The sequence below is a fragment of the uncultured Subdoligranulum sp. genome (genome assembly GCF_937890665.1).
Window position 1 is genome coordinate 1 of the sequence record NZ_CALADU010000269.1, and the last position, 6,317, is coordinate 6,317.

A 6,317-nucleotide genomic window follows, 5' to 3' on the forward strand; every position below is an offset into this window, starting at 1 on the left:
TGTAAGCCTCATCCCAGAAAATCTTGAAGTCCGGAGCTGCCGTCTTCATAGACGCAAAACGGCGGATGGTTTCATCACTGTAGGTGTAGCCGTCGGGATTGGAATACTGCGGTACGCACCAGATCCCTTTGATCGTATCGTCTTCGGCGACCAGCTTCTCGATCATGTCCATATCAGGACCATCCTCATTCATGGGGATGTTGATCATCTCAAAACCCATTTCCTCGGTAATGGAGAAATGACGATCATAACCGGGCACCGGGCAGAGGAATTTGCGCTTTTCTACCTGAGACCACGGGCAGGGAGACTCGGGATAGCCAAACATGAAGCCAATCGCCATCAAGTTATACATCAGCTGCAAGCTGGAGTTGCCACCCACAAACACCTCTTCAGGTTTAACACCCATCACCTCAGCAAAAAGGACTCGTGCCTCGTACAGTCCTTCCAAATTGCCATAGTTGCGGGCATCAAAGCCGTCATCGGTGGTATAGTCATCCATTTTCAGCAAGTCCATCGCCAAATCCATCTGGTGAGGGCCGGGTTTGCCACGCGCCATATTAAGCTTCAGGCCCATATCCTGAAACTTCTTATACGCAGCTTCCAGTTGGGTCTTTTCCGCCGTAAGCGCGGCGCGGTCCATTGCAAAATAGTCTGCCATTTCATTTCCCCCTAAGTAAAATCATTACTGCGGCGTCCCCTCTATTTTGACGCAATCGCAGTCATACACTACATTATATACGATTTGTCTAAAAGAAACAAGCGGTTTCTCTGGGATTCCACCCTAAAAAACATAAAAAAATCAAGCGCTTTTTGTTCTCGTCCAAGCCGCTCCTCATCCTCACCGAACCGCTTTTGCTATGATTACAGCAAAACTCCCACAGGACGGTTTTCCATCCGGTGGGAGTTTTCTTATGCCGCCGACCGGGATCGAACCGGTACGGTATCGCTACCGAGGGATTTTAAGTCCCTTGCGTCTGCCAGTTCCGCCACGGCGGCAAATCATATGTATTTTACAGCAGTATGGGCAAAATGTCAATCCACATTGAAGAAAGCTGGCAGATATGCTATACTTATAAAACATTTTATGAATAGATGAGGCACGCCGACATGCTAAAAGATCAAACCCAACATCGCCGATTCTGGCTCTTTTTTCTGGGAGCCTTGCTGGGCATTATCGCATTTTTGCTTGTGTACGGTGTAGCCCCCTTGGATGTTACGAATGACAGCTTTTGCCGTGGCGGTTACTTAGAAAAAGACATTCAGCAACATTACGCCGGATGGCTGTTTTACCGCCAAAGTGCACAAGCCTTTCCGCTCTGTGTCACGCAAAGCATCAATGCGCCCGACGGCATCAGTATTGCTTACACCGACTCCATTCCTTTGATGGCCGCACTCTGCAGGCCGATTGCCAACGCCTTAGGGGGCACTTTCCAATATTTCGGTGTATTTACCTTTCTTTGTTTTGCGTTGCAAGGAGGCTTCGGCGCACTGCTTTGCGGTCTTTTTGTTGCCAGAATTCCGCAAGCACTGCTCGGTGATCTTTTGTTTATCACCAGCCCTATTTTGTATGAGCGGGCTTTTCGTCATACGTCGTTGGGGGCGCAATGGCTGGTGCTGGCGGCTTTGTATTTTTACTTTTCTGCGCGCAGAGAGGGGCGTTTTGCTTCCCGGGGGTTGTTTGCTGTCAACTTACTGGCTATTGGAATCCATCCTTATTTCCTGCCTATGACCTACGCCATTACGTTGGCGTTGTTGTTGGAATATGCGGTGCTCCATAAACAATGGGGAGCGCCGACTTTGTATCTTATTGGGAATATGGGCGGCACATTGCTTCTGGGATGGGTGCTCGGCTTTTTTTATGGCACAGCAACCAGCGGCGGTCAGGCTCTATATGGCTATTTTTCCATGAACCTCAATGCGCTGTGGAATCCATCCGGCATCAACGGGACGGTGTACAGCCGTTTTCTCCCCACCCAACATCAAATCAACGGAAATTATGACGCGTTCGCATATTTGGGATTAGGCGTTTTGGTGGCGTTGCCCTTTGTAATGCTTTGGCATCGGCGCCGGATTTTCCCCTTCCTGCGTCGCCATTGGGCCTTATGCGCCGCCTGTTTTTTACTGACTGTTTTTGCCGTTAGCCACGTGGTCACCGCGAATGGTGTCACCTTGTTTACCATACCGCTCCCCGCCAAGCTCATTGAAATATGCTCGGTTTTTCGTTCAGGCGGACGTTTATTTTGGCCGGTTTACAACCTTCTCATTATGACCGCCTTTGTGGGAATCAGCCGCCTACCGCGGGCAACCGTTTGGTTGCTCTTGTTGGTAATAGTACAAATTGTGGATGTCAGCCCGGGACTTTGGCAGCGCCATCAGGATATGGCATCTGCGATAGAATCCGATGCCTACCCATCTTCGCTGCAAAGCAACTTCTGGCAGTCGGCTTCTTGTTATGAGCACCTCGTATCGGTAGAGGGAATCCAAGACGACGCTTTGCATCTCGCTTTATTTGCCGCCGATTATCAAATGACGACCAACGACCCCTTTGCTGCACGATATAATGCGATAAGTTTGGGTGAACAGCGAGCGCTTATTTTACAGCAGCTGGCGGACGGTATTGTAAATTCCAATACCCTTTACTTATTTGAAGAGGAAGGCGCCTTTTTGCAGGCAGTGGAGCCCGTAAAAGAACTGGCTTGGTGTGGTCGCGTGACAAGCACAGACAGCACAAACAGTTGGTATGTGATTGCGCCCGGCTTGCAGGGAACTCATTTTGACGAGCTATGCACCGCTTATGATGAAGCATACCCTCTCCGGTTGGCGGATTATACTGATTCTTTGTGGAATCGTGGTGTGTTAGACTCCACAAAAAAGACCGTCTGTTTTGCCGATTCGCCCTTTACCCGAAGCAAATTAGAAGATGCTGCGTATCTCTGTGCCGGCTCACAAAAGTATGCCATCTTACAGGTGGATGACAGCGACCCCGGTTGGCTGATGGTCACCTTAGACATTGAAGACGCAACTGTATTGTGGGATCAGGAGTTGACAACACAATGAAAGAACTACATGTAAAAAGCCTACTGCCTGTTCGTTTGGATAAATACCTCATGGATCTTTATCCTGCGTTGAATGTGGGGCGGCTAAATAAAGCACTTCGAGAAAACAAAATCAAATTAAACGGAAAGAAGCAGCCGCTTTCCACCCGCGTACAAAACGGCGATGTGATTCGTCTTTTCCTTTTGGATGAGCAGTTGGAAAAGCGCGCACTCCCCTCTGCCGTGTTTGTGTATGAGGACGAAGATATTCTGGTCGTACACAAACCCGCCGGTATTGAAGTCGAGGGTCCCAATGAAGATACCTTAGTAAAACGAGTACAGGCCACTTTGGCAAAAGCTGGGCAGCCCACCCACGCGGTGTTATGCCATCGATTGGACACCGGCACCAGCGGCTTGGTTTTAATGGCACGCAACCGCGACGCAGAGGAATTCTTGACGTCAGCCATTAAAAATCGTTCTATTGAGAAGCGGTATCTTTGTGTCACCTTCGGACGTCCACAGCCCCCTGCCGCTTTACTGCATGATTATCTGCTCAAAGACGCAGAGCGCGGCATTGTTAAGATCGTTTCTTCCCCTGCAGCGGGTGCTAAGGAAGTCATTACCGGCTATGAAACGTTAGCCGTAAGCGGCCGTTTGGCCTTATTGGAAGTAGAACTGATTACTGGGCGCACCCACCAAATTCGTGCACATCTTGCACATATCGGCTGCCCCATTTTGGGTGATTCTAAATACGGAAACAATGCAGCCAATCGGGAACTCCGTTTTAAATATCAAGCACTCTGTGCATGGGAGCTTCGCTTTCCCGCGCGAATCGCAGACCACCGCTTTGCGCGCTTGAGTGGCCGCGTGTTTCATGCCGAAAAGCCGTGGTACTGTCATCAAATCATGAATGAACAGTTGAAGTAACTCTGATTATGACAAAAAACAGCGTACCTTGTCTATAAAGAAAGGTACGCTGTTTTATTGTTTTCATTTCAATCTTTCCATCTGCTGGATCTGTCGCCCCAACCCATCCCGTGTATATAACGTATTCAAGACCTGTAACAGTTCCTTTTTGCTAAGACGAGGAGGCAGCCCCAGCTGGCGTAATAGCACGCGCCGCTTTTCTGCACTGTTGGCCATGCCGGAGATTCCCCACTCATACAAATCCGTATACGTGATCGACTGCCCGGAAAGAACAGCGTCTGAAGGCCGCTCGGTAGCACCTCGCAGAGCATCTTGCAAACTTTGTAAAATTACCGCATCGGATACGCCTTCTACACCAAGAAGCCCCTCTTTTCCGGGTTGTTCTTTACGGGATTCTTTACCTGGAATAGCTGGTACATAGGCCTGTAATACATGCTGGGCTCCCACCAATCCAGTGACAAAATGGCGAATCTTAAATCCGGCAGCATCGGAATCCGTCAGAATTAACAGCCCTTGTGCTTTCGCCAACTGCTTCAGCATTTTCTGCAAATTTCTGTCTTTCATAACCCGGAAGCCATCGGTGGTCAGTATAGTTCCCTCTACCAGATTGGTCAAGCGGGCAGCATCATATTTGCCTTCTACCAACAGCGCTTGCTGTATCTTTAGCATGAAGCCCTCCCTGCCAGCGCCAACTCACACAACGCCTTTTGGAGCAAAAGGTCTGCGTCTAGTTTACTGCTTTTCAAATCAAGATCCAGCTTTTGCAAGATACAAAGGCATTGTTCTAACTGGTGTCGCTTAAAACGTGCCGCTGTCTTTTCCGTCTTACCCAAGCGGTAACTCCATTTTCCTCCATACCCAAAGTCTTTGGCTACATCGGCAAGCCCTCGGCGGCTATGTTTTCCTTGCCATACACGATAAAGGTCAATGTAGTTACCAATCAAAGCACCGGTGATCAAGATTGGATCATTTTGTAGTTGTAATAATGTCTTGAGCCGCTGCTGAGCTTGTGTAGCACGTCCCGTCACCACCAATTCTACCATCTCGAAAGTATCGGCTTCTAACGTAACCGTGCCCAACTGTTGGACCATTCGTTTGGTGATTGTCCCGTAATTGGCCAAAGCCGCCAGCTTAGCAATTTCGTTTTGCAAAAGGAATTGATCCTCGCCGCAACGGTCCAACAATTCACTTTCCGCCCCCTGTTCAAAGGTGGCCCCGACTTCCTGTGCCCAGTTTCGAGCCAGCGACTGGAGTTCCCCCCGCCCCGGCTTGTTAATCTGTACGCAATACCCGATCTTTTCACAGGCAGCAATCAGTTTTTGCTCCCGTTTTCCGGGACGCAGTTTCCCGAATTTTTCTTCGATCAAGCTGGTCATCACAAAGATGGCATTCTCTGTATCAGCCAGCGTATCGCACAATTCTTGTAGATCCTTGTCCGAATACGTAGACGGGCGAATCAACGGCATTAGCACCAATCGCTTCCCGCCAAAAAAAGAAATCGTTCCCGCTGCCAAAACAATTTCTTCTACTGTGGGGGTAGGTCCATCCAAAACAGTGGTTTCCGGATCCGCCCGATTCAATTCTTGTAGGGCTTTATTGGCCGCAGAACGAACCAGCGCTTCATCGGACGCATAAAAATAGTACAGCGAACATCCAGATTGCAACCGTTTATTTAGTTCCTTTTCACTGTACAGCAACCCGATCCACCTCCGAAAAAATCATAGAATGCTCTGGCCGGACCGTAATGACCGGCTCTGCCGAACTATAGTAAAGTTCCTCGTTGTCTATATGTTCCAGCCAAGAAGGATGCGATGTGCAATACACAATCGTGTTTGCCTGTACGGAATCCGACAACGCTCCCGCTGCGCAAAAAACATCTACCGCAACAGGCTGAGAAAGATGAATGTTGCCAGCCATAATAGCAATATGTCGATCTCCGACACCCAAAACAGCCAAATTTCCACTGCCTTCATGATACAGATCCAGCGTCAACCCGTCAAGCACTTTTTGGGACTGGAAGTTTTCTTGCTGCTCCATTCGCCATAGTGCGACATCTGCAAAATTCATCTCTGATGGATTTTGCCGCAAATCGATGACCAGCTCCACTTTAGGCAACGCATGCTTCGATAAATACGATTCTACGGCTTGCAGGTTACTTTGTCCGCCGCGAAAGAATACAACCGCGGCACCATTTTGTGTACATACCGCGCATGGATTATTCGCGGCTCCTACCAATGCGATACGAACCACATCTCGTTGCGCATATATTCCAATCCGCACCGCAAAGATGGCCGCGCCAATCGCTACCGGCAGATACCAATGCAGTTTCCGAGCACGCCAGAAAAGTAACGCTAG

Annotated in this window: 6 protein-coding genes and 1 tRNA gene; 2 read left to right on the forward strand and 5 right to left on the reverse strand. The window is 49.1% G+C overall.

All coding sequences use genetic code 11. From position 1 onward, the window contains the following. A partial coding sequence (locus tag Q0526_RS14995) for an aminotransferase class I/II-fold pyridoxal phosphate-dependent enzyme (protein WP_298735275.1) occupies positions 1-658 on the reverse strand: 658 nt, incomplete at its 3' end. A 254-nt stretch (positions 659-912) separates the two neighbouring features. Continuing rightward, positions 913-996, reverse strand: a tRNA-Leu gene (locus Q0526_RS15000). Between the two features lie 111 nt (positions 997-1,107). Between Q0526_RS15000 and Q0526_RS15005 the strand changes: the two genes are divergently transcribed. After that, a complete protein-coding gene (locus Q0526_RS15005) occupies positions 1,108-3,057 on the forward strand; it encodes a DUF6311 domain-containing protein (RefSeq protein WP_298735278.1) in 1,950 nt (649 codons plus the stop codon). Then, a complete protein-coding gene (locus Q0526_RS15010) occupies positions 3,054-3,962 on the forward strand; it encodes an RluA family pseudouridine synthase (protein WP_298735281.1) in 909 nt (302 codons plus the stop codon). The genes Q0526_RS15005 and Q0526_RS15010 overlap by 4 nt, the downstream gene beginning before the upstream one ends. A gap of 63 nt (positions 3,963-4,025) precedes the next feature. Here the strand turns inward: Q0526_RS15010 and Q0526_RS15015 are convergent, their stop codons facing one another. The 3 genes from Q0526_RS15015 to Q0526_RS15025 form a co-directional block, all read right to left on the reverse strand. After that, positions 4,026-4,631 carry a DUF4093 domain-containing protein gene (locus Q0526_RS15015; RefSeq protein WP_298735286.1) on the reverse strand — a complete coding sequence of 202 codons (606 nt, stop codon included), beginning with the start codon at positions 4,629-4,631 and terminating at the stop codon, positions 4,026-4,028. Further along, positions 4,625-5,659, reverse strand: a complete 1,035-nt coding sequence (gene holA / locus Q0526_RS15020; RefSeq protein WP_298735290.1) for a DNA polymerase III subunit delta — start codon at positions 5,657-5,659, stop codon at positions 4,625-4,627. The genes Q0526_RS15015 and holA overlap by 7 nt, the downstream gene beginning before the upstream one ends. Next, a partial coding sequence (locus Q0526_RS15025) for a hypothetical protein (protein ID WP_298735293.1) occupies positions 5,646-6,317 on the reverse strand: 672 nt, incomplete at its 5' end. The genes holA and Q0526_RS15025, both read right to left, overlap by 14 nt.

Excerpts from the sequence above, each read along its gene's own strand:
- Q0526_RS15010 (WP_298735281.1), top strand. The coding sequence starts at position 3,054 with ATGAAAGAACTACATGTAAAAAGCCTACTGCCTGTTCGTTTGGATAAA.
- Q0526_RS15015 (WP_298735286.1), bottom strand. The coding sequence starts at position 4,631 with ATGCTAAAGATACAGCAAGCGCTGTTGGTAGAAGGCAAATATGATGCT.
- Q0526_RS15005 (WP_298735278.1), top strand. The coding sequence starts at position 1,108 with ATGCTAAAAGATCAAACCCAACATCGCCGATTCTGGCTCTTTTTTCTG.